Origin of the sequence: Paracoccus salsus (assembly GCF_021556615.1) — a bacterium.
GTDB classification, from domain to species: domain Bacteria; phylum Pseudomonadota; class Alphaproteobacteria; order Rhodobacterales; family Rhodobacteraceae; genus Paracoccus; species Paracoccus salsus.
Genome location: NZ_JAKGGD010000001.1, coordinates 219,082 through 237,579 on the forward strand (window position 1 = coordinate 219,082; position 18,498 = coordinate 237,579).

Annotated in this window: 21 protein-coding genes and 1 tRNA gene; 8 read left to right on the plus strand and 14 right to left on the minus strand. The window is 66.1% G+C overall.

Translation table 11 applies throughout. The features are described 5' to 3' along the window. Positions 1–6 precede the first annotated feature (6 nt). From L1965_RS01025 to gmk, 3 genes are read right to left on the minus strand one after another with little or no spacing between them, the layout of a single operon-like run. The gene (locus L1965_RS01025) at positions 7–1,116 is read right to left on the minus strand and encodes a sensor histidine kinase (protein ID WP_235754551.1); all 1,110 of its coding nucleotides are present in this window, start codon (positions 1,114–1,116) and stop codon (positions 7–9) included. Beyond that, positions 1,113–1,634, minus strand: a complete 522-nt coding sequence (locus L1965_RS01030; RefSeq protein ID WP_235754552.1) for a gamma carbonic anhydrase family protein — start codon at positions 1,632–1,634, stop codon at positions 1,113–1,115. Before L1965_RS01030 ends, L1965_RS01025 begins: the two co-directional genes overlap by 4 nt. Then, entirely contained in the window at positions 1,631–2,263 is a 633-nt protein-coding gene (gmk, locus tag L1965_RS01035; protein WP_235754553.1) for a guanylate kinase, read from the minus strand. The genes L1965_RS01030 and gmk overlap by 4 nt, the downstream gene beginning before the upstream one ends. A gap of 228 nt (positions 2,264–2,491) precedes the next feature. Between gmk and L1965_RS01040 the strand changes: the two genes are divergently transcribed. Next, a complete protein-coding gene (locus L1965_RS01040) occupies positions 2,492–3,292 on the plus strand; it encodes a PAS domain-containing protein (RefSeq protein ID WP_235754554.1) in 801 nt (266 codons plus the stop codon). Here L1965_RS01040 and L1965_RS16085 read toward each other — a convergent pair. The 4 genes from L1965_RS16085 to tgt all read right to left on the minus strand — a co-directional run bounded on the left by L1965_RS16085 (position 3,289) and on the right by tgt (position 6,699). Then, positions 3,289–3,768, minus strand: a complete 480-nt coding sequence (locus tag L1965_RS16085) for a GNAT family N-acetyltransferase (RefSeq protein ID WP_235754555.1) — start codon at positions 3,766–3,768, stop codon at positions 3,289–3,291. The genes L1965_RS01040 and L1965_RS16085 overlap by 4 nt on opposite strands. Then, positions 3,765–4,181: a GNAT family N-acetyltransferase gene (locus L1965_RS16090; protein ID WP_235754556.1), complete on the minus strand. Its 417-nt coding sequence runs from the start codon at positions 4,179–4,181 to the stop codon at positions 3,765–3,767. The genes L1965_RS16085 and L1965_RS16090 overlap by 4 nt, the downstream gene beginning before the upstream one ends. An 85-nt stretch (positions 4,182–4,266) precedes the next feature. Then, positions 4,267–5,448, minus strand: a complete 1,182-nt coding sequence (rnd, locus tag L1965_RS01055; RefSeq protein ID WP_241865380.1) for a ribonuclease D — start codon at positions 5,446–5,448, stop codon at positions 4,267–4,269. 120 nt (positions 5,449–5,568) lie between these two features. Then, a complete protein-coding gene (gene tgt / locus L1965_RS01060) occupies positions 5,569–6,699 on the minus strand; it encodes a tRNA guanosine(34) transglycosylase Tgt (protein WP_235754557.1) in 1,131 nt (376 codons plus the stop codon). 124 nt (positions 6,700–6,823) lie between these two features. Between tgt and L1965_RS01065 the strand changes: the two genes are divergently transcribed. The 3 genes from L1965_RS01065 to tpiA all read left to right on the plus strand — a co-directional run bounded on the left by L1965_RS01065 (position 6,824) and on the right by tpiA (position 8,560). Then, on the plus strand, positions 6,824–7,180 hold the full coding sequence (locus L1965_RS01065) for an SUF system Fe-S cluster assembly protein (protein WP_235754558.1): 357 nt from the start codon (positions 6,824–6,826) through the stop codon (positions 7,178–7,180). A 158-nt stretch (positions 7,181–7,338) separates the two neighbouring features. Further along, positions 7,339–7,713 (plus strand): HesB/IscA family protein, encoded by a 375-nt coding sequence (locus tag L1965_RS01070; RefSeq protein ID WP_235754559.1) that lies wholly within the window; start codon positions 7,339–7,341, stop codon positions 7,711–7,713. A gap of 97 nt (positions 7,714–7,810) precedes the next feature. Next, positions 7,811–8,560 (plus strand): triose-phosphate isomerase, encoded by a 750-nt coding sequence (gene tpiA, locus L1965_RS01075; protein ID WP_235754560.1) that lies wholly within the window; start codon positions 7,811–7,813, stop codon positions 8,558–8,560. Positions 8,561–8,609: 49 nt separating this feature from the next. Here the strand turns inward: tpiA and L1965_RS01080 are convergent, their stop codons facing one another. From L1965_RS01080 to pdxH, 5 genes are all read right to left on the minus strand, one after another. Then, positions 8,610–9,470 (minus strand): hypothetical protein, encoded by an 861-nt coding sequence (locus L1965_RS01080; protein ID WP_235754561.1) that lies wholly within the window; start codon positions 9,468–9,470, stop codon positions 8,610–8,612. Positions 9,471–9,610: 140 nt separating this feature from the next. Then, positions 9,611–9,687 (minus strand) — tRNA-Pro (locus L1965_RS01085). A 45-nt stretch (positions 9,688–9,732) separates the two neighbouring features. Next, positions 9,733–10,131, minus strand: a complete 399-nt coding sequence (locus L1965_RS01090; protein ID WP_235754562.1) for a DUF192 domain-containing protein — start codon at positions 10,129–10,131, stop codon at positions 9,733–9,735. A gap of 118 nt (positions 10,132–10,249) precedes the next feature. After that, positions 10,250–10,870, minus strand: a complete 621-nt coding sequence (locus tag L1965_RS01095) for a cold-shock protein (RefSeq protein ID WP_235754563.1) — start codon at positions 10,868–10,870, stop codon at positions 10,250–10,252. Positions 10,871–11,044: 174 nt separating this feature from the next. Continuing rightward, the gene (gene pdxH, locus L1965_RS01100) at positions 11,045–11,659 is read right to left on the minus strand and encodes a pyridoxamine 5'-phosphate oxidase (RefSeq protein ID WP_235754564.1); all 615 of its coding nucleotides are present in this window, start codon (positions 11,657–11,659) and stop codon (positions 11,045–11,047) included. 79 nt (positions 11,660–11,738) lie between these two features. Between pdxH and fabI the strand changes: the two genes are divergently transcribed. From fabI to L1965_RS01120, 4 genes are all read left to right on the plus strand, one after another. Then, on the plus strand, positions 11,739–12,566 hold the full coding sequence (gene fabI / locus L1965_RS01105) for an enoyl-ACP reductase FabI (RefSeq protein ID WP_235754565.1): 828 nt from the start codon (positions 11,739–11,741) through the stop codon (positions 12,564–12,566). Between the two features lie 40 nt (positions 12,567–12,606). Next, complete coding sequence (locus tag L1965_RS01110; RefSeq protein WP_235754566.1) at positions 12,607–13,221, plus strand: LysE family translocator; 615 nt, start codon at positions 12,607–12,609, stop codon at positions 13,219–13,221. Positions 13,222–13,232: 11 nt separating this feature from the next. Then, positions 13,233–13,733, plus strand: coding sequence for a xanthine phosphoribosyltransferase (gpt, locus tag L1965_RS01115; protein WP_235754567.1), 501 nt, complete (start codon positions 13,233–13,235; stop codon positions 13,731–13,733). Positions 13,734–13,994: 261 nt separating this feature from the next. After that, positions 13,995–14,846: a PRC-barrel domain-containing protein gene (locus tag L1965_RS01120; RefSeq protein ID WP_235754568.1), complete on the plus strand. Its 852-nt coding sequence runs from the start codon at positions 13,995–13,997 to the stop codon at positions 14,844–14,846. Positions 14,847–14,937: 91 nt separating this feature from the next. Here L1965_RS01120 and trpE read toward each other — a convergent pair whose 3' ends face one another. Together trpE and L1965_RS01130 are read right to left on the minus strand one after the other, a co-directional pair. After that, entirely contained in the window at positions 14,938–16,443 is a 1,506-nt protein-coding gene (gene trpE, locus L1965_RS01125; protein WP_235754977.1) for an anthranilate synthase component I, read from the minus strand. After that, positions 16,443–18,443 carry a SurA N-terminal domain-containing protein gene (locus L1965_RS01130; RefSeq protein ID WP_235754569.1) on the minus strand — a complete coding sequence of 667 codons (2,001 nt, stop codon included), beginning with the start codon at positions 18,441–18,443 and terminating at the stop codon, positions 16,443–16,445. The genes trpE and L1965_RS01130 overlap by 1 nt, the downstream gene beginning before the upstream one ends. Positions 18,444–18,498 lie beyond the last annotated feature (55 nt).

The window sequence follows — 18,498 nt, forward strand, 5'->3', positions numbered from 1 at the left end:
CGCGGCTCACGCGCGCGTCAGAGTCTCGGGCAGGATCACGGTGAAGCAGCTGCCCTCTGGTTTGCGGCTTTCGATCTTCAGCCGCCCGCGGTGGCGGTTGACGATATGCTTGACGATCGCCAGCCCCAGGCCGGTGCCACCCTGCGCGCGCGATCGGTGGGTATCGACGCGGTAGAACCGTTCGGTCAGCCGTGGCAGGTGCAGCTCGTCGATGCCGTCGCCACGATCGCGGATATCGACTGCCCATGCCGGCCCGCGCAGCAACGGCTCGTAGTCGATCCGCCGCAGGCTGACCCCCAGATAGCCGCCCGCGCCACCGTATTTCAGGGCGTTCTCGATCAGGTTCTGGAACACCTGCACCAGCTGGTCGGGATCCCCGGGCAGGCGCTGGCTGCCCTCCAGCCCGGACGTCTCGACGGTGACGCCCGCCGCCTGGCTCGCCGGCGCCAGGGTTGCCAGCACGCTGCGCAGCAACATCGGCAGATCGACGTCGCTTGACGGCCGGCGACGCTCTTCGGCCTGAACCCGGCTGAGCGACAGCAGATCGCTGACCAGCCGGTTCATGCGGTTCGCCTCGCGTTCCATGATGTCGAGGAACCTGTCGCGCGCCTTCTCGTCGTCGCGGGCAGGACCGCGCAGCGTCTCGATGAAACCGATCATCGCGGTCAGCGGGGTCTTCAGTTCATGGCTGACATTGGCAACGAAATCGCGGCGCATCTGTTCGGCCTCGTCCGCGACCGACCGGTCGATGATCACCACGGTCGCGCCGCGCCCCATCGCGGCCGGCATGGGCGCGACGGTGATGTCGGCCGCGATGTCGCGACCATCCGCGGCGATCTGGGCGCGCAGGCTGACGCCGCCATCGGGCGGTGCGGGCAGCGCCGGATCGGGTGGCGGGGCCGGATGGCGGTCGGGCATCAGGACCCAGTCCAACGCCTCGACAACGGCAGGGTGACGCAGGATCGTCACGAAGGGCCGGTCCAGAAGATCCGTCCCGAACAGCGACTCGGCCGCAGGGTTCGCGGCGATGGTCCGCGCCCGGATATCGACCGCCAGCATCGGCACCGGCACCGCGCCCAGAAACCCCGCCGCGCAGCGACCCGCCTCGCGGTTCATTCGACCCGCCGCAGGCCGGCACGATAGCGCGCAGCATTGTCGCGATAGCGTTCGGCCGATCCGCGCAGGGCGGCTTGCGCGTCGTCGTCCAGCATCCGCACCACCTTGCCCGGCGCCCCCATGACCAGCGCGCCCGGCGGGATCTGCTTGCCCTCGGCGATCAGGGCGCCCGCGCCGATCAACGCCCCTGCGCCGATCCTCGCGCCGTTCAGGATCGTCGCCCCCATGCCGATAAGCGCGCCGTCCTCGATCCGGCATCCGTGCAGGATCGCCCGGTGCCCGATCGTGCAGTCGGCCCCGATCTGCAGGGGGTAGCCCGGATCGGTGTGCAGCACGCAAAGGTCCTGGATATTGCTGCCGCGCCCGACGCGGATTTCCTCGTTGTCGCCGCGCAGCACGGCTCCCCACCAGACAGACGAGCGGTCCTCAAGGACGACGCGGCCGATGATCCGGGCATCGGGGGCGATCCATGACGTTGCGGCGACAACCGGCTCGAAGCCGTCCAGCTCCCAGATCATGCGCTTTCCTCGTCCATGAGATGCTTGACAAAGGCGCCCAGGCCGGCCTGCCGGTCGCGGCGCAGGCGTTCAGCCGTCAGGATGGCGCGCAGCCTGCGCTCGGTCGCGTCCAGATCGTCATTGACCAGCACATAGTCGTATTCGGCCCAGTGGCTTATCTCGGCCCGGCTTTTCAGCATCCGGCCCGCGATGACCTCGTCGCTGTCCTGGCCACGGTCGCGCAGCCTTCGTTCCAGTTCCGGCAGGGACGGCGGAAGCACGAAGATCGACACCACATGCCCGCCAAGGGCCGAGGCCCGGATCTGCTGGCCACCCTGCCAGTCCACGTCGAACAGCGTGTCGCGGCCTTCGCGCATGGCGGCCTCGACCGGGCCGCGCGGGCTTCCGTACAGATTTCCGAACACCTCGGCATGTTCCAGCATGTGGCCGGCGGCGGTCATCGCCAGGAAGTCCTGCCTGGAGGTGAAGAAATAGTGCTGGCCGTCGATCTCGCCCGCGCGCGGCGCGCGCGTCGTCGCCGAGACCGAGAAGCGCAGGCTTGGATCCCAGTCCATCAGGCGCCGCGCCAGCGTCGATTTGCCGGCACCCGAGGGCGATGACAGGATGATCAGCAGCCCCGTGCGGTCCATCGGCGTTCTCCTTGCTGTCGGCTTCGCAGGTGGGATGGACCAGCGACGGCAAGCGGTCAAGTCCCCGGCAACGTGAGCAATCGCGCCTATTTCCATCGCGACCGGGATATCTTAACCATTCGTTAGGAAACGACTCGGCGCAAGACGCCGCTGTCGCGTATGCTGCGAAGGCACAGAGGGAATTTCGGTTCCCGTGCCAACGCGTATCTATGAAACGAGGTTTCGGACGTGTCCGACAGTCGGAACAAGGACGATCAGCCGGACCAGGCCGACGCAACGCGTTCGGCGCAGCTTCTGCGGATCGCGGATTTCGACCGGACCCAGCCCGCCCGCGTGCTGATCGAGATGCGCGAATACTGGCAGGGACTGCGCCGGGGCCGGTCGGTTCCCGCCCGATCCGATATCGAGCCGCGCGGCATCCACCGCGCTCTGGATTATGCCTTCATTCTGGAACGCATCGCGCCGGGCGCGGCGCGGTTCCGACTGGCGGGGCGCCATCTGATCGACCTGATGGGCATGGAGGTGCGGGGCATGCCGCTCTGTGCCTTTCTGAACCCCGGCTCGCGCGGACGGCTGTCCGACGTGCTGGAAAGCGTCTTCAAGGCCCCGCAGATCGCCGAACTGCGCCTGCACGGCAAGGCCGAATACGCGCGACCGGAACTGACGGCCCGGATGCTGCTGCTGCCGCTGCGTTCGGATCTTGGCGATGTGACGCGCGCCCTGGGCTGCCTGATCGCCGAGGGCGAAACCGGCGTGCAGCCACGACGATTTGACCTGACCAGCGATGACGTCATGCCGATCATCGAAGGTGGCCAGACGCTGGCGCCGTCGCCCTCGACCGCCGGGTTCGCCGAGGACGGTCCTTTGTTTCGCCGTCTTGACAGGAAGAAGCCGAGGCGCGGCGACACGGGCCCCGAGGACGACCCGCTGCCGCCTTCGCCACCCGGCACCGCCAAGGACGTGCCGCCAGACGACAGCCCCGCATCGCGACGCGCCATGTTCCGCGTGATTTCGAACGCCGACCGCTAAAGCCGCGATCGCCTGTTCCAGCGATACAATGCGGCGGGCGCCGGCGCATCGCGCCCCATCGAGGTCATCACCTCGTCCTCGCCCCGCTGGAATCCCAGATTCTTGAGCAGCCTGCGCGAAGCGGCATTGTCCAGAAACACGTCCGCAAGCAATCCCTGCGGATCGAAGCGGTCCACGACCTCGTCAAGGAACGCGCTGACCATTTCCTGCCCCAGCCCCTGCCCGATCAGGCCGGGGTCGAGAAAACAGAAGATCCGCGCGGGCCGGCCCGCGCTGAGCCCGATCGAACCCGCCACCTGGCCCCGATGCCGGACCGTCGGCCGCAGCGGCGGCAGCAGGGCCTGTTCGTCAAGGATCGCTGCGGTGTCGTCAAGGCTCATGCCGGGGTGAAAGCGCAGCAACATCCGGGCGACCTGCGGGGCCGAGGCGATCCGATGCAGCGATTCCAGGTCGGCGGGCCGATAGGCGTCGATCACCAGCCGCGACGTGACCAGCGAGATCCCGTGTCTTGCCGTGACAGCCGCAGCGACACCCCCGGCAGATGCTTCTGCCGGGGGTGCGACCACAGCGTGACGGCGCCGGTCGGCCGGAAACCCAGCCGTTCCAGCAGCACCGCCACGCGATGGTTTTCTTCCAGATGGGTCACATCCACAGCCGCGGCGCCGGCCAGGAACCGACGCGACAGAGCCAGTATGGCGGCCCGCAACGCGATGCCCTGCCGCTGATGGCCCGACGCGATCCAGATGCCGAAACTCTGTCCCGCACGCACCATGCCAACCAGACGGTCGCACAGCCGGACGGGATATTCGTCCAGCCCCGCGCTGTCGACAAACGCCGCCGCTTCGGCCGCGCCGTAGGGCCATGGTGCCGCTGTCAGCCAACGCGTCACCTGCTACTGCGACATGACCGCCGCGATCGTCGCGGTATCGTCGGGCCAGGGGCGGGTCAGTCTGACGTGCTGGCTCACGGCCGGGTCATGATGCCGGAACGACGCGCACCGCACCCCCGCGCGCGGAAAGGGCGATCTCGCCCGTGGCCAGGCGCAGCGCGTCGTTGCCAAAGACCTCGGCGCGCCAGCCATGCAGCGCGGGCAGGTCGCGTTCACCGGTCGCGATCGCGTCCAGTTCGGCGGATGACGCAATCAGCTTGGGCGCCACACCTGCCGCGTCCGCCTTTGCCTTCAGCAGCACGCGCAGCAGGTCGGACAGGGCGGCGTTTCCGGGCCTGCCGGGTTCCTCTTTCCTGGGCTGCGGCAGATCCTTCGTATCCAGCCCGGTCCGCACCGCCGCCAGGATGCCCGCCGCGATCTCGCCCTTGCGCGCCTCGCGCAGCAGCAGGCGCGAGCGGCCCAGATCGGCCTCGGTCGCAGGCTTCGTCGAGGCGATCTCGATCATCGCATCGTCCTTGAACACGCGGCTGCGGGGAATGTCGCGTTCCTGTGCATAGGCTTCGCGGAACCGCGCCAGTTCGCGCAGGATGGCAAGGAAGCGCGGCGAATTGGTGCGTGTCCGGACCTTCAGCCAGGCCTCTTCGGGGCGGTTGATATAGGTCTCGGGGTCCTCGAGCACCCCGACCTCCTCGACCAGCCAGCTTTCGCGATCGTTTTTCTTCAGCTCGGCATCCAGGAATTCGTAGATCGCGCGCAGATGCGTGACGTCGGCCAGCGCATAGGATTTCTGGGCATCCGACAGCGGCCGGCGCGACCAGTCGGTAAAGCGCGAGGACTTGTCCAGATTGGCCTTGGCGATCTTGCGGACCAGCGTCTCGTAGCCGACCTGCTCGCCGAACCCGCAGACCATTGCCGCCACCTGGGTGTCGAACAGCGGAACGGGGAAAACCCCGGCATCGTGATAGAAGATCTCGAGGTCCTGCCGCGCGGCATGGAAGACCTTCACGGTCGCCTCGTGGCGGAACAGGTCGTAAAGCGGTTCCAGCGAAAGACCCTCGGCCAGCGGATCGACCAGAACCGCGTCCCCGCCATCGTCATGGGCGGTCGAGGCTGGCGGAATCGCCATCTGGATGAGGCAAAGCCGTGACCAGTAGGTCCGCTCGCGCAGGAACTCGGTATCCACGGTGACATAGGGGGCGGTCTTGGCGGCCGCGCAGAAGCGGGCGAGATCCTCGGTCCGCGTGATCGTGATGATGTCCTGGGTCATTCAGCTCTTTCCGGCTTGGGCGGTTCGTCCGCCGATCAGGACGCAATAAGGCCAAGCCGGGCGGATGGGAAGGGTCCACCCCACGCTGACCGCCCCGGACCGGGGTTTCGTCGAGAAGCGCTAGAGTGCGGGGATGTCACCCTCGGCGCGCAAGGCGTGGAACCCGGCCACGCGGGCATCAAGCCGCCCTCTGGCGATGGCTTCGCGCAGCTCCGCCATCAGATCCTGATAATATTGCAGGTTGTGCCAGGTCAGCAGCATGCCGCTGATCATCTCGCCGGCGCGGAAAACATGGTGCAGATAGGCCCGGGAATAGCACCGGCAGGCCGGGCAGGTGCAATCCGCGTCAAGCGGTCGCGGATCGTCCTGGTGGCGGGCGTTCTTGATGTTGACCTGTCCGCGCCGCGTCCAGGCCTGCCCGGTCCGGCCCGAGCGCGAGGGGAGCACGCAATCCATCATGTCCACCCCCCGCTGCACGGCGCCGACCATGTCGTCGGGCTTGCCGACGCCCATCAGATAGCGCGGCTTGTCGGCGGGCAGGAAATCGGTTGCATAGTCCAGCACACCGAACATCGCCGCCTGGCCCTCGCCCACGGCGAGGCCGCCGATGGCGTAGCCGTCGAACCCGATCGCGGTCAACGCGCTGGCCGATTCCTCGCGCAGCGCGCGGGTCACGCCGCCTTGCATGATGCCGAACAGCGCGTGGCCGGGACGGTCGCCAAACGCGTCGCGGGACCGTTCGGCCCATCGCATCGACAGGCGCATGGATTTCGCCACGTCGTCCTCGGTGGCGGGCAGCGCGGGACATTCGTCGAAGGCCATCACGATGTCGCTGCCCAGAAGACGCTGGATCTCCATGCTGCGTTCGGGCGTGAGGTGATGTTTCGAGCCATCGATATGGCTGGCGAAGGTGACCCCCTCCTCGGTCAGCCTGCGAAGCGGGCCAAGGCTCATGACCTGAAACCCGCCCGAGTCGGTCAGGATCGGACGATCCCAGTTCATGAACTTGTGAAGCCCGCCCAGACGCTGGACCCGCTCGGCCCCGGGGCGCAGCATCAGATGGTAGGTGTTGCCCAGCAGGATGTCGGCGCCCGTATCGCGCACCGATTCCGGCAGCATCGCCTTGACCGTAGCCGCGGTTCCCACCGGCATGAAGGCCGGAGTCCGGATCTCTCCGCGCGGGGTTCGGATCACGCCGCTGCGGGCGCGGCCATCCGTGGCTTTGAGGGTAAACGAGAAGTGGTCGGTCATCGGGGCGCCTGCTGCGAAACCACCGGTGCTTATCCGCTTTGTCGGGCAACCGCAACGCGGCGCCGGGCTGGACCCGAACCGGGTGGTGCCCTATATAAATAGTCGGAATTGACAGGAACACAGCATGACGGAACCCATGATGGAAGGCGCGCCGCTGATCGCGCCCTCAAGCACCGACCATCCGCTCTACGAATCCGTGGTCGAGGCCTGCAAGTCGGTTTACGATCCCGAGATCCCGGTGAACATCTACGATCTCGGGCTGATCTACACGATCGACATCAACGCCGCGAACGAGGTGCGGGTGATCATGACGCTGACCGCGCCGGGCTGTCCGGTGGCCGGTGAGATGCCCGGATGGGTCGCGGACGCGGTCGAACCGCTGGCGGGCGTCAAGCAGGTCGATGTCGAGATGACCTTCCAGCCGCAGTGGGGCATGGACATGATGTCTGACGAGGCGCGGTTGGAACTGGGCTTCATGTAACGCACCACCCCGCCCTCGCTGGCGGCGGTTGGACCGGGCCGGCTGCGCGCCGATCAGGCCGGGTCGCGGCGCCGGCGCGGGAAGATCGCGCGTGCCGGGGTTGAGACGTGTTGCCTTCGCCCTTATCTTTGAACGGAAGAAATCGAAAGGGCTTCGTCATGTTCGGCATCCCGGGCGCATCCCCTGTGACCATCACCCCCTCGGCCGAGCGCCAGATCGCGCGGCTGATGGCGGGCAAGAACGCCTTCGGGCTGCGAATCGGCCTGAAAAAGGGCGGTTGCGCCGGCATGGAATACACGATGGAGATGGCGGAAACGCCGAACCCCAATGAAGAGGTGGTCGAGCAGGGCGAGGCACGGGTGGTGATCGCGCCGATGGCGCAGATGTTCCTGTTCGGCACCGAGATCGACTATGAGACCGGCCTTCTCGAGTCCGGCTTCCGGTTCCGCAATCCGAATGTCACCGACGCCTGCGGCTGCGGCGAATCGGTCCGGTTCGAGCCTCTGGAAGGCAGCCGCGCCGCAACCGACTAGGCTCTGACGCCGCCCCGATGGGTCGGCGTCGGGCGGGTTCATGATTGCGCCGACCCTCCTGTGCGCTTAATCGGGTTGAAAAGCGCAGGAGGACAAGATGGCACGACGCAAGCTGGCCGCTGGAAACTGGAAGATGAACGGAGATCTGGCCACCCTCGCCGAGATCGACGCCTTGTGCGCAGAGCATCCCGAACCCGGCTGCGAGGTTCTGATCTGCCCGCCAGCCGTCCTGATCCATGCCATGAAGGCGCGCACCGCAGACTGCCCGATCGCGATCGGCGGGCAGGATTGTCACCACGCGGTCTCGGGGGCGCATACCGGCGACATTTCGGCGCATCAACTGAAGGATGCGGGTGCCTCATACGTGATCCTTGGCCATTCCGAACGCCGCGCCCATCACGGCGAAACCGATGCGGATGTGGCGGCGAAGGCCGCGGCGGCGCATGAGGCGGGTCTGATCGCGATCATCTGCGTCGGCGAAACCGAGGCGCAGCGCGACGCAGGCGAGACTTTGGATATCATCGCCTCGCAGATGGCGGGCTCGATTCCCGAACAGGCCACCGCCCGCAACACCGTGATCGCGTATGAACCGGTCTGGGCGATCGGCACCGGCCGCACCCCGACAAACGACCAGATCGCCGAGGTCCATGCGCTGATGCGCGATCGGTTGCAGGCCCGTGTCGCCGACGCGGCCGACGTCCGGCTGCTGTATGGGGGCAGCGTCAAGCCCGGCAATGCGACCGAGATCTTCGCGATCGCGCATGTCGACGGCGCGCTTGTCGGCGGCGCAAGCCTGAAGGCCAGCGATTTCGGCGGCATCGTGGCTGCGCTGCAAGCGTCCGGGTAAACGTCGCAAGCGTTCAAAGGCGGTCCGCAGGACGCCTCACGCGCCCCGGTCAGGCCGGTGGCAGCGGCGCCGGGTCGGGCAGCGGATCGTCGATTTCCAGCGGCGGGACGGCCGTTTCGCCGCCGAATCCCGCCCACCGATAATCCTGCAACACGCGCCAGGCCAGTTCCTCCATCTCGGGGAAAAGCGTCGGATCGGGCACCCGCGTCTTGGTAAAGAACTGATAGGTCAGATAGGCCAGTCCGGTCGGCACGGGACCGTTCGGACGCAGATGGACCGGATCGACGAACAGCTGCTCGTCGGCATGGCGATCGCGGACCGCGCGCACGAATAACCCGGCCGGAATCACCCACACCGCCTGGCCTGTCCTTGCCTCCAGCCATTGGCGTTCGAAATGGATGACCGGCAGGCCGTCCCTGTCGAGATCCGCGGTCACGGGCGACCAGGGCATGTAAAGCACTGGACGGGCCTTCTGTGCGATGGCGGTCATGGCGAACCAGTAGAGATGCTGCAGGTTCTGCCGACCCTCGGGTGAAGCAGGGTGCGGCAGCCCCGTCTTCAGATCGCCCAGATCCGTCATCACCAGCTGGTCATAGCGACCCGTCCGCGCATATCCCTTCGCCCGCCACCGCCTGGCGTTCGAGGACCAGCCAAGAAAATCGAAATGAGTCTCGCCCTGCCACAAGGACGGGAAATCCACGCCATCATTATGGGCCCGGTTGTCGTTGGGAAAGATCGCGGCCAGCATCGAATGGCCCGTGAAGGCGATGGTCGCGTCGGTCGGAACCGCCTCGCTCAGCAAGGGGGACGGCAGCGCCGCCATTGCGAATGCGGGGTGCAGCGCCCAGGCCCCCAGCGGGGCCAGGATGCCGCGCAAGGCGGCGCGTCTGCCGATCAAACGTTCATCCATCCTGTCGTCCTATCGCGGTTTTCCGGTTTCGTCGCGCATCTTTCGACGCTGGCGGCGACCCATGCGACAGGCATTTTCAGCGCACGCGATCCCGCGCAGGCAATTCCCTGTCGCTGGCCCTGTCGCTGGCGGATTGCAGATGGTCGGGGCGAGAGGATTCGAACCTCCGACCTACGGTACCCAAAACCGTCGCGCTACCAGGCTGCGCTACGCCCCGACACACAGGCTTCTAGCCGATGATCCTGGCAGGGGGAAGAGGGCGTCAGCGGCATGGCCAGGCGGCCTGCCCGCGGTCAAGACGCGGATAGGCCATGGCCTGACCCGGCGCCAGACCCAGCCGCGCGGCCTCGCCTCCGGCGATTTCCAGGACCATCAGCCGCTCGGGCTGCGAATCACCGTCGGCAGCGCCCGGGATCGGCGTTTCGTCCAGCGGTGTCGCCATCGGGTGGATGTGCCGGATGACGCCGCGCGAATCCATGAAGATCAGGTCCAGCGGAATCAGCGTGTTGCGCATCCAGAACGAGACCTTGCGCGGCGTGTCGTAGATGAACAGCATCCCCTGCCCCGCAGCCAGGTCGCGCCGGAACATCAACCCGCGGGCGCGCTCATCGGCGTCATCGGCCACCTCGACCGTGAACGGCACGATGCCCGTCGCGGTCATGAAGATTGCGCGATCAACCGCGCAGTCTGCCGTCTGCGTCCCGGCCGCGGCCGACGCAAGCGGAAAGACCGCCAGGGCGGAGCACAGCACTGCGACAAGAGCAAAGACGCCGCGGCCGCTATTCCGCGACATGGGCCATGTAGTCGTTCCGGTCCGTGTCGTCCTCGTCAGCGAGGTCGGGGGACATGTCGAACTCCGGGGACATGGCGAGGTCCGCTTTTTCGTCGCCACGATCCCAGCTGGTGATCTGGGCGGCCATCAGCCCGCGCGGTCCCTCGACAACGCGGATGCCGATCGCTTCGCCGATCACCAGATCCGAAAAACCGGAATGGCGCAGAACCTCGACATGGATGAACACATCGTCGGGATGACCAAAGATATTCGCAAAGCCGAAGCCCTTGCCCTTGTCGAACCATTTCACCCGCGCCGGACGCAGGGGCAACGATTCGAGATGTTCGATGACCGTGCTGTTGAGATCGGCGATCGGCGGTGTCCCGTCGGACGCCGGCGGCCTGATCTCGGTGACTTCGGTGGCTTGCAGGCCGCGATTCGTCGGCTGGACCCAGGCGGTCACGCGCGACTGGTCGGCGACCGAACTGCGGCCGAAATTGCGCAGCACATTGGCGTGCAACAGAATATCGGGGCCACCATCGGCATTCAGGATGAACCCATAGCCCTTTGTCGGGTCAAACCACTTGACCTCGCCCGAGATGAGTTTCACGCCGGTTTCGTCAGTCATCTTCCCACCACACATCGCGCAACGAACACTGCGCCTCCTGCGAGATTACGCGTTCCTCTCATTTCATTCAAATGAATTGATTACGCAGAATCATAGCAGACAGGGCTGATATCCCAAGCCTTTCGGCACACAACATGACGTGATGGTCGACCACATGCCCGGGTCGGTCAACCCTCATGGAGACAAACGGCACACCTTCCAGCCAAGGTCGGACTGTTTCTGCCAGACGAAACGATCATGCAAGCGGAACGCACCGTCACTCCAGAATTCAATCTGCTGAGGGGAAATCCGAAACCCGCCCCAGAAGGGCGGACGCTTCGGGCGCGTCCCGTGGATCAGGCCCTGACGTGCCGCGGCCGCCAGCAGCGTCCCGCGACTGTCCAGAGGGCGTGACTGGGCCGAGGCCCACGCCCCGATCCGGCTTTGCAGCGAGCGGCTGTCGTAATAGGCGTCGGCGCGCGGGCCCTCCTCGCGAGTCACCGTCCCACGCACGCGGATCTGACGCCGCAGCGATTTCCAGTGCATCACGAAGGCCGCCTTGCCGGTCGCTTCGATCTGCCGGCCCTTGGCGCTTTCGTAGTTGGTGTAGAAGACAAAGCCGCCCTCGGTGCCCTCGCCCTCGATCTCTTTCAACAGCACCATCCGCACATCTGGCAGGCCGTCGGCATCGACCGTCGCCAGCGCGATCGCGTTGGGATCGTTCGGTTCGGTCGCTTCGGCCTCGGCCAGCCAGGCGCGGGCGATCGCGAACGGGTCGTCACCCGCGAATATTCCGGTCCGGTCGCTCATCATCGTCCCCTTGTGCTTGATACGACTGTATAGTTGCCCTAATCACGTTACAAAGGGTTGAAAGCGCGAGGGGCGGCACATGTCAAGCGAGCAAGGTACAGGCCTGATGGCCGGCAAGCGCGGTCTCATCATGGGGCTCGCGAATGAGAAGTCGATCGCGTGGGGCATCGCGAAGGCGCTGGCGGGCGCCGGCGCCGAGCTTGCGTTCTCGTATCAGGGCGAGGCGTTGAAGAAGCGGGTCGATCCGCTGGCGGCACAGCTTGGATCGTCGCTGGTTCTGCCCTGCGATGTGGGCGACGAAAGTTCGGTCGAAAGGCTGTTCGACCGCCTCGGGGAAGAATGGGGCAGGATGGACTTCCTCGTCCACGCCATCGGCTTTTCCGACAAGGATCAGTTGCGCGGACGTTATGCCGAAACCACGCGCGACAACTTTCTCAAGACGATGGACATCTCGGTGTTCTCGTTCACCACCGTTGCCAAGCGTGCCGCGGCGATGATGCCCGATGGCGGCAGCCTGCTGACCCTGACCTATTACGGGGCCGAGCGCGTGATGCCGCACTACAACGTCATGGGCGTCGCCAAGGCCGCGCTTGAGGCCAGCGTCCGCTATCTGGCCGAGGATTTCGGCAAGGACGGCATTCGCGTCAACGCCATCAGCGCCGGCCCGATCCGGACGCTGGCCGCCAGCGGGATCGGCGATTTCCGCTACATCATGAAATGGAACGAACTGAACTCGCCCCTTCGCCGCAATGTCACACAAGAGGATGTCGGCAATTCGGCGTTGTACCTGCTGTCGCGCCTGGGCGCTGGCGTCACCGGCGAGACCCATCACGTCGATGCCGGCTATCATGTGGTCGGCATGAAGGCCGTGGACGCGCCCGACATCGCAACCGTGGTCAAGGAATGATCCAGCCGGATCGTCACCATCCGGGCCGCGACGACGCAGCATGATGCAGATCACGGCAGAGCAGCTGTCCCTGTTCGTGGGCACGCTGGCGCTGGCAATCCTGTCGCCCGGCCCCGGCATCATCGCGGTCAGCCAGTCGGCCTTCGCGATGGGTCGCGCCCGCGCCCTGCCCTATGGCTGGGGCCTGGCGATGGGCGCGTCGGCTTGGTGCCTGGCCGCGTTGCTGGGACTGACGGTGATGTTCCGGCTGTTCCCCTGGACCTATGTGGCACTGAAGTTCGCGGGTGGGACCTATCTGGTCTGGATTGCGTGGAAAATGTGGCACCACGCCGCCGATCCGCTGCCCGATCCGGCCGAATCGCGTCTGGGGATGACATTCTGGGGCGGCATGGTCCTGAACCTGTCCAACCCCAAGCCTGCGCTGTTCTACTCGGCGGTGCTGTTGTCGATCTTCCCGTCGGCGCTGTTCCTGGCCGACAAGGCGGCGATCTATCTCACCGCCCTGACCGTCGAGATCGGTTTTTATACCGCGCTGGCCTGCCTGATGGCTTTGCCTTTGCTGCGGCGACGCTATTATGCGGCGAAATTCTGGATCGACAGGGGGGCGGCCATGGCCATCGGCCTGCTGGGCGTCTCGCTGATCCTGCGCCAATGAAGGAGACTGCGATGACGGACCGCCTGCCCCACGAGAAGGGTTTTCACGTCAGCTGGGATCAATTGCATCGCGATGCGCGTGCGCTGGCATGGCGGTTGGACGGGACGGCGTGGCGGGCCGTCGTGGCGGTGACGCGCGGCGGGCTGGTGCCCGCCATGATCGTTGCGCGCGAACTGGACATCCGCACGATCGACACGATCTCGATCCGATCCTACAAGGGCGTCGGCAACGAGGCCGGACAAGGCCAGCTGGAGGTTCTGAAACGCCCCGATGCCACATTGATGGGCGATGGCGACGGCATCCTGGTGGTCGATGATCTGGTCGATTCCGGTCGCACGCTGGAACTGATCCGCCAGATGTATCCCAAGGCGCATTTCGCGACGGTCTATGCCAAGCCAAAGGGCAAGCCCATGGTCCAGAGCTGGATCACCGAGGTCAGCCAGGACACCTGGATCTTCTTTCCCTGGGACATGGCGCTGCAATATGTCCAGCCCTACCGCGGCGAGGACTGAGCGAGGGCGATCGCCCGGAACCGGCAGGCAAGCCGCCGCCAGAGCCGAAATCCGTTACGACACCATCTGATACCGCAGACCGAATTCATCCGGCCCGGTCCCGGATTCTGCGTGCTGTCGATGATCCGATGGCGAAAATCCGCGGGCATGTGTCGGTTTGCCGGAACCGCGGGCCGGGCCCCCACGTTGTCTTTTCGAAGTCTGATGAAAGCGAGACACCGGCGCATACCGGTGTAACGCACTCACGATATGGAGGACAATATGCGCAAGATTCTCATGACGACCGCCCTGGTGCTGCCCCTCTCGCTTGTTCCTGCGTTCGCGCAGGACGAGAACGCGGCCAGCGAAGATCCGGCGATGACCACCCAGGAGGCGGATGGCGAAACGATGCCGTTGGCGACCGAACCGGCCGAAGGCGAATTGGCCACGGACCCGGCAGAAGGCGAGATGGCCGCCGATGCGGACGCCGCCGCGGCCGATGAAGAGGCGATGAAGGCCGAACTGGCATCCAGCGGAAAGATCGCTCAGCAGCAGGCCGCCAACGAGATTCGGCTGGAATGGATCACCGATGCGACCGTGATGTCGCCCGAGGGTGCTGCGATCGGTGACATCAATGACCTGATCGTGGATGGCGAGACAAGCGAGATGATTGCGGCCATCATCGGCGTCGGCGGCTTTCTTGGCATTGGCGAAAAGCAGATTGCCGTCCCGTGGGATCGGCTGACCGTCAACCACGACGCGCAAGAGATCATCACCGAACTGACCAAGGAAGAAGCCGAAGCGGCCCCCCAATACGTCTTCCGCGAGCGTGCGGAAGTGCCCAGAGTCGGCCCCGCAGCCGACGCGGTGGCGCCTGAGGACGAAAGCGCACCGGCGGACGGCGCGATGGCCCCGGAGGATGACACCATGGCGCCAGCCGATGACATGATGGCCCCGATGGATGACACCATGGCACCGGCCGACGGCACCATGGCCCCGATGGATGACACGATGTCGCCCGCCGACGGCACCATGGCCCCCGCGGATGGGCAGATGATGGACGACGAGGCGGCCCCGTCGGAGATGGAGCCGATGGAAGATGACGCGGAGGCCGAGCAGCCGGCCAGCAACTGATCAGTTGCGCAAACAGCAAAAAGGGCGGTCCTTCGGGCCGCCCTCTTTTCATCCCTGCCGCTCAGCCCGTCGATGAGGCTGCACAGCCGGCTCAGGTGTTCCCGCGCACGAATCGCGCCGCGCCCTCGGCCGCGCGCTGCAACGCGCGGCTCTTGTTCACGGTTTCCTCGAACTCCGCCTCGGGGTCGCTGTCATAGACCACGCCGCCGCCGGCCTGGATATACAGCGTCTGGTCCTTGATGACGCCGGTCCGCAGGGCGATGCACATGTCCATCTCGCCGTTGGCGGCGAAATAGCCGACAGCGCCCGCGTAGACCCCGCGCTTTTCGGGTTCCAGCTCGTCGATGATCTGCATCGCGCGCACCTTTGGCGCGCCCGATACGGTTCCGGCGGGCAACCCCGCCAGCAGAGCCGACAAGGCATCCTCGCCCTCGCGCAGTTCACCCACGACATTCGACACGATATGCATCACATGGCTGTAGCGTTCGATGGTGAATTGCTCGGTCGGACGCACCGTGCCGGGACGCGCCACGCGGCCCACATCGTTTCGACCCAGATCCAGCAGCATCAGATGCTCGGCCAGCTCCTTCTGGTCACCCAGAAGGTCGGCCTCGAGCGCGCGATCCTCGGCCTCGTCGGCGCCGCGCGGGCGCGTGCCCGCGATCGGCCGGATCGTCACCTCGCCATCACGCAGCCGCACCAGGATTTCGGGGCTGGCCCCGACGATCTGGAACCCGCCCATGTTCAGAAAGAACATGAAGGGCGACGGGTTGGTGCGCCGCAGGCTGCGATACAGCGCAAAGGGCGGCAACGGAAAATCCATGCGCCAGCGTTGCGACGGCACGACCTGAAAGATGTCGCCGGCGCGGATATAATCCTTGGCCTTCTCGACGGCGGCCAGATAGTCCGCCTTGCTGAAGTTCGAAACCGGCTCGCCGATCCGGGCGTCCTGGCCAAGCGCCCGCGGTTCCGAAGGCTGCCGGTCCAGCGACCGCAGCGCGTCCATCACCCGTTCCGCGGCGCGGGCATAGGCGGCGCGCGCATTGTCCGATCCGTCATGCCAGGCGGGGGCACACAGTGTCACCTCGCCCTTCACACCATCCAGCACGGCCACCACCGAGGGGCGCATCAGCATCGCATCCGGCAAGTCCAGCGGGTCGGGATTCACGTCCGGCAGATATTCGACCAGACGGATCATGTCATAGCCGAGATAGCCGAACAGACCCGCGGCGACCGGCGGGACACCATCCGGCAGGGTCTTGATCGCGCTCTCGGCGATCAGGGCGCGCAGGCTGTCCAGCGCGGGGCGCTCGTCGGGCAGGAACTCGTCCGAGAACCGCGCCTGACGGTTGATGCGCGCCTTGCCGTCGCGACAGTCCCAGATCAGGTCCGGCTTCATGCCGACGACCGAATAGCGACCACGCAGCTCGCCACCCGTCACCGATTCCAGCATGAAACTTTGCGGCGCCGCCTCGGCCAGCTTCAGCATCAGGCTGACCGGAGTGTCCAGATCGGCGGCCAGCCGGATCGTCACAAGCTGGTTCTGTCCCGCCGTCCAGCCAGCCTCGAAGGTCGGAAAATCCGGCGTCAGCTCCATCATTGGACCTGCGCGTCGATCGCATTGATGGCAGACTGGTTCAGCTGCAATCCGCCCAGCCGCTGCGCCGCGCGGGCATAATAATCAAACAGATCGGCCTGAAGTGTCTGGCTCAGGCGTGCCGTCACCGCATCCATCACCCTCAGGGCATCCTCGCTGGTCAGATCCGCCTCGCCGATCGCGTCGAGCCGCACCAGGAACACCCGGTTCCCGGCATCGACGACCTCGATCTCGCCGGTCTGGTCGATGGAAAAGGCCCGCGCGATGATCTCGGCCGGAACGCTCTCGATCCAGCCATCGCGTGTCACATCCGTTTCGGACCGCCAGGCGAGGGTCTGGGCGGGCGACGCCTGGCCGGTACCGGCACCGGAATCCGCGGCCGGGTCTTCGCCCGCCGCATCCGGCCGCGGCGCATCTTCGGGCGCCTCGGGCGTTGCCACGCGTGAGGTGCCGGCGTCGGGCGAGGGCGACACGTCCGGGCCGGGCGACGCGGCGGCGGCGGAGGCCTGGACCCGCATTTCCTCGGCACGCGCCAGAAGCTGCCGGTGAATCTCGGCGGCACGCCAGTCATCGGCCACCGCGTCACGGACTTCGTCAAAGGGCTTCAGCGTCGGCGGGACGATCTGATCGACGCGCAGCGCGAACACCCCGCCATCTGCCAGCCGCGTCAGCTGCGGGAAATCGGCTTCCGTCGCCTGCGCGGCCTGCTCGCGGAACGCTTCATAACCCGCGATGCTGCCTTCTTCGGCCGGCTCGCCCGCGATCCAGTCGATCTGGCCCAGCTGCATCGGTGTCTCGTCGGCCACCTCTTCCAGCGTCGCCCCCCCGGCCAGCAGATCCTCGAACTCGCCGCTGCGGTCGTCGATGATGCGGGCGGCACGATCCAGGGCCGCCTCCTGGCGCAGATCGGCCCGGGCCTTTTCGAACGGGATGTCGACCGGTTCGAGAATCGCGTTCATCGAGAACAGCGCCGGCCCCAGGTCGGTGTCCACCGGGCCCACCACGCCCGGCTGCTCAAGGGCGAACACGGCATCGCCGGCCGCGCCCAGATCCTGCCGGGTCATCTCGCCCAGATCGACATCGTCCAGCGTCAGCCCGCGCTGCAGCACGAAGGCCTCGAACGGCTGTTCACCGGCGTCGATGCTGGCCTTCGCGGCCTCGGCCTCGTCACGGCTGGAAAACACCAGACGGCCCACGATCCTGCGTTCGGGCTGGCGATACTGGTCGATGCTGGCCTCGTACAGGTCGCGCAGGGCTTTCTCGTCCAGATCGACCTCGCCGGCCAGCGCCTCGGGTGTCAGCCAGACATAGGTCAGCTTGCGGATCTCGGCAGCGGTGAACCGGGCCGCATTGGCCTGGTGCCAGGATTTCAGGGTCTCTTCGTCCGGGCTGGTGCCCGAAGCCGATACATCGTCCTCGGTCAGTTCGCGCCAGGACAGATCGCGCGTCTCCAGCAACCACTTCGTCGTTTGATGAACCATCGCCTCGGGCACCGTGACCCCGCCGACCACCGCGCGCTGGATCAGCATCCGCGCCTCGTCGGTGCGGACGGCGGCTTCGAATTCGGCCTCGGACATCCGCTCGCGACGCAGAATCTCGGCATAGGCGACGCGATCGAAATTGCCGTTCGGTCCGGTGAAGGCGTCCGCTTCAAGGATCGTCTGGCGGACGCGTTCATCGCCGACCGACACGCCGATCCGCCGCGCCTGTTCTTCAAGCGCCGCGCCGGTGAACAACTGCGCCTGAACGGCCTGCGGCAGACCGATCGCCTGCGCCTGAGCCATCGAGAAGGGCTGACCGGTCTGGCGCGAATAGGAATTGATCTCGTTCTGCAGACTGCGTGCGTATTCGTCAGCCGTCACCTTCGTGTCGCCGACCGAGCCTATCTCGACCGAGCCGCCCGAAAAGCTGGTCACCCCGAATCCGCCAAGACCCAGAACCAGCAGGCCCATCAGGATCCAGACGATGAGCGATTTTCCTTGCGTACGCAGGTTTTTCATCACGCAGCCTTCCTTGGAAACGTCGTGCCGCCGTCTTTATGACGGCCACCGCCCC

Bases quoted from the DNA above. Each gene is read 5' to 3' on its own strand.
- L1965_RS01120 (WP_235754568.1), top strand. From the start codon at position 13,995: ATGCGCAAGATTCTCATGACGACCGCCCTGGTGCTGCCCCTCTCGCTT.
- L1965_RS01030 (WP_235754552.1), bottom strand. From the start codon at position 1,634: ATGATCTGGGAGCTGGACGGCTTCGAGCCGGTTGTCGCCGCAACGTCA.
- tgt (WP_235754557.1), bottom strand. From the start codon at position 6,699: ATGACCGACCACTTCTCGTTTACCCTCAAAGCCACGGATGGCCGCGCC.
- L1965_RS01110 (WP_235754566.1), top strand. From the start codon at position 12,607: ATGATGCAGATCACGGCAGAGCAGCTGTCCCTGTTCGTGGGCACGCTG.
- L1965_RS01080 (WP_235754561.1), bottom strand. From the start codon at position 9,470: ATGGATGAACGTTTGATCGGCAGACGCGCCGCCTTGCGCGGCATCCTG.
- L1965_RS01130 (WP_235754569.1), bottom strand. From the start codon at position 18,443: ATGAAAAACCTGCGTACGCAAGGAAAATCGCTCATCGTCTGGATCCTG.
- gmk (WP_235754553.1), bottom strand. From the start codon at position 2,263: ATGGACCGCACGGGGCTGCTGATCATCCTGTCATCGCCCTCGGGTGCC.
- fabI (WP_235754565.1), top strand. From the start codon at position 11,739: ATGTCAAGCGAGCAAGGTACAGGCCTGATGGCCGGCAAGCGCGGTCTC.
- gpt (WP_235754567.1), top strand. From the start codon at position 13,233: ATGACGGACCGCCTGCCCCACGAGAAGGGTTTTCACGTCAGCTGGGAT.
- L1965_RS01090 (WP_235754562.1), bottom strand. From the start codon at position 10,131: ATGACCGCGACGGGCATCGTGCCGTTCACGGTCGAGGTGGCCGATGAC.
- L1965_RS01065 (WP_235754558.1), top strand. From the start codon at position 6,824: ATGACGGAACCCATGATGGAAGGCGCGCCGCTGATCGCGCCCTCAAGC.
- tpiA (WP_235754560.1), top strand. From the start codon at position 7,811: ATGGCACGACGCAAGCTGGCCGCTGGAAACTGGAAGATGAACGGAGAT.
- rnd (WP_241865380.1), bottom strand. From the start codon at position 5,448: ATGACCCAGGACATCATCACGATCACGCGGACCGAGGATCTCGCCCGC.
- L1965_RS01025 (WP_235754551.1), bottom strand. From the start codon at position 1,116: ATGAACCGCGAGGCGGGTCGCTGCGCGGCGGGGTTTCTGGGCGCGGTG.
- L1965_RS01070 (WP_235754559.1), top strand. From the start codon at position 7,339: ATGTTCGGCATCCCGGGCGCATCCCCTGTGACCATCACCCCCTCGGCC.
- trpE (WP_235754977.1), bottom strand. From the start codon at position 16,443: ATGGAGCTGACGCCGGATTTTCCGACCTTCGAGGCTGGCTGGACGGCG.
- L1965_RS01095 (WP_235754563.1), bottom strand. From the start codon at position 10,870: ATGACTGACGAAACCGGCGTGAAACTCATCTCGGGCGAGGTCAAGTGG.
- pdxH (WP_235754564.1), bottom strand. From the start codon at position 11,659: ATGAGCGACCGGACCGGAATATTCGCGGGTGACGACCCGTTCGCGATC.